2 protein-coding genes are annotated in these 916 nt (G+C 68.8%); both read left to right on the top strand.

The features are described 5' to 3' along the window. Positions 1–587 (top strand): ABC transporter permease subunit (locus tag EOS_RS42620; protein ID WP_047898275.1); only part of this gene is annotated, 587 nt, incomplete at its 5' end. Then, on the top strand, positions 584–916 hold a 333-nt coding region (locus EOS_RS42615), incomplete at its 3' end, for an ATP-binding cassette domain-containing protein (RefSeq protein WP_047898274.1). The genes EOS_RS42620 and EOS_RS42615, both read left to right, overlap by 4 nt.

Raw genomic sequence — 916 nt, 5'->3', positions numbered from 1 at the left:
TCGCACTCAACGAGTCCTGGCTGACAGGCGGCGCGCAGGGCATAGGCGGCATCCGCCCGCTGTTCGCCGGCCTCGCCGCACCGTGGAGCGACGTCGCGTTTCTCGCGCTCGCTGCGCTCTGCCTCGCGCTCATCTACGGCGGCTACGCGCGGATCATCAGCAGCCGCTTCGGACGCGCGCTGAAGGTGATGCGGGAAGAGCCCTCGCTCGCCGTGTGCTTCGGCTACGACCCCGTGTCGCTGAAGACGCGCGCGTCGGTCGCCGCCGCCCTTCCCGCCGCGCTCGCGGGCGCGCTGCTTACCTACTACATCAGCTACGTCGGCCCGGACGTCATGGTGTCGTCCGAGACTTTTGCGCTCTGGACCATCGTGATGGTGGGCGGGCTCGGCAGCAACCTCGGCGTGTTGCTCGGCGCGCTGCTGGTGCAGTCCGTGTACTCGTTCGCGCCGTTCCTTAAAGACTGGCTCGGGGTCAGCAGCGACCTGGCCGGTTCGGCGCGGCTCGGCCTCGTCGGCCTGATGTTGCTCGCCTGCCTGCTATGGCGGCCGCGCGGCTTGCTGCCGGAACGCCTGGAGACGCGCTCATGACGACGCTTCTCGACCTGGACGGCATCGCCATCCGTTACGGCGGCAACACCGTGCTGTCGGGTCTCACCCTGTCGATCGACAGCGGCGAGATTGTCGGCCTGCTGGGACCGAACGGTTCCGGCAAGAGCACGGTGCTGAACGCGATCACCGGTTTTACGCCGCTCGCGAGCGGCGCGATCCGCTTCGGCGGGCGGCGCATCGATCCGCTCGCGCCGCACCGCATCGCGCAGCTCGGGATTCGCCGGACCTTCCAGTTGCCGTCGATGCCCACCCGGATGTCCGTGCTCGAACTGACGATGTCCGCGTCGTCCGCGCATCATAAGCTGGGC

Source organism: Caballeronia mineralivorans PML1(12), from assembly GCF_001028175.1.
Lineage (GTDB): Bacteria > Pseudomonadota > Gammaproteobacteria > Burkholderiales > Burkholderiaceae > Caballeronia > Caballeronia mineralivorans.
The sequence above is the reverse complement of the archived record's forward strand: the minus strand, read 5'-3'. Positions and strand labels throughout refer to the sequence as shown.